The following is an 854-nucleotide window of genomic DNA, read 5'->3' as shown; positions in this document are numbered from 1 at the left end:
AACTGGTGCTGCCCGGCGTGCGTTTCGCGGTGGACGCCTACGTCAACTTCGCCCGCCGCGCGACCTGGCAGGAGGCGGCCAGCAGTTCGCTGACCGAGCTGTTCGCCCCGCAGATCCACCAGTCGCGGTTGGACAGCTGGCCGCAGCACTACCCCTGGATCGACCCCAGTGGCTACGACTACTTCCGCAAGCGCCTGAAGGAGGCGCGCCGCGATGTCGAACACGGCCTGCGCATCACCCTCGAGCACTACCGCACGCTGGACGCCCAGCAGCGCATGCTGGAGATCCTGCAGTTCAAGCTTGACGTGCTCTGGAGCATGCTCGACGCCATGAGCATGGCCTACGAGCTGCAGCGACCGCCGTACCACACCGTGACCCGCGAGCGGGTCTGGCACCGGGGGATTACCCTATGAGCGATTTCAACACGCACCAGGTACCCAACTTGCGGCGCGGCTTCCGCCTGCAATGGGAGCCGGCCCAGGGCTGCCACGTGCTGCTCTATCCCGAGGGCATGGTGAGATTGAACGAGAGCGCGGGGGAGATCCTGCGGCTCGTGGATGGACAGCGGTCGGTGGCGCAGATCATTGTCGACCTGCGTCGGCGTTTTCCCGACGTTCCCGGCTTGGACGAAGACATTCTGGCGTTCATCGAGGTGGCCCATGCCCAGTTCTGGTTGCAACTCGAAGCCTGAAAACCAGCCAGGGCCGCCGTTCTGGCTGCTGGCCGAGCTGACCTACCGCTGCCCGCTGCAGTGTCCGTACTGCTCCAATCCGCTGGATTTCGCCAAACACGGCGAGGAGCTCACGACGGCGCAGTGGATCGAGGTGTTCCGCCAGGGCCGCGAACTGGGCGCC

1 protein-coding gene and 2 pseudogenes are annotated in these 854 nt (G+C 65.6%); all 3 read left to right on the top strand.

Annotated elements, in window-relative coordinates; all coding sequences use genetic code 11:
* A pseudogene (locus E8E95_RS00070) lies at positions 1–413 on the top strand (pyrroloquinoline quinone biosynthesis protein C); the annotation flags it as partial.
* The gene (gene pqqD, locus E8E95_RS00065; RefSeq protein WP_179059760.1) at positions 410–691 is read left to right on the top strand and encodes a pyrroloquinoline quinone biosynthesis peptide chaperone PqqD; all 282 of its coding nucleotides are present in this window, start codon (positions 410–412) and stop codon (positions 689–691) included. The pseudogene E8E95_RS00070 and the gene pqqD, both read left to right, overlap by 4 nt.
* Positions 660–854: pseudogene (locus tag E8E95_RS00060) on the top strand (pyrroloquinoline quinone biosynthesis protein PqqE); the annotation flags it as partial. The gene pqqD and the pseudogene E8E95_RS00060, both read left to right, overlap by 32 nt.

It is taken from the genome of Pseudomonas sp. BN414 (assembly GCF_029871275.1).
Taxonomy (GTDB): domain Bacteria; phylum Pseudomonadota; class Gammaproteobacteria; order Pseudomonadales; family Pseudomonadaceae; genus Metapseudomonas; species Metapseudomonas resinovorans_C.
Note: the sequence above shows the minus strand (reverse complement) of the source record. Positions and strands in the feature narration are given on the sequence as shown.

Excerpts from the sequence above, each read along its gene's own strand:
- pqqD (WP_179059760.1), top strand. The coding sequence starts at position 410 with ATGAGCGATTTCAACACGCACCAGGTACCCAACTTGCGGCGCGGCTTC.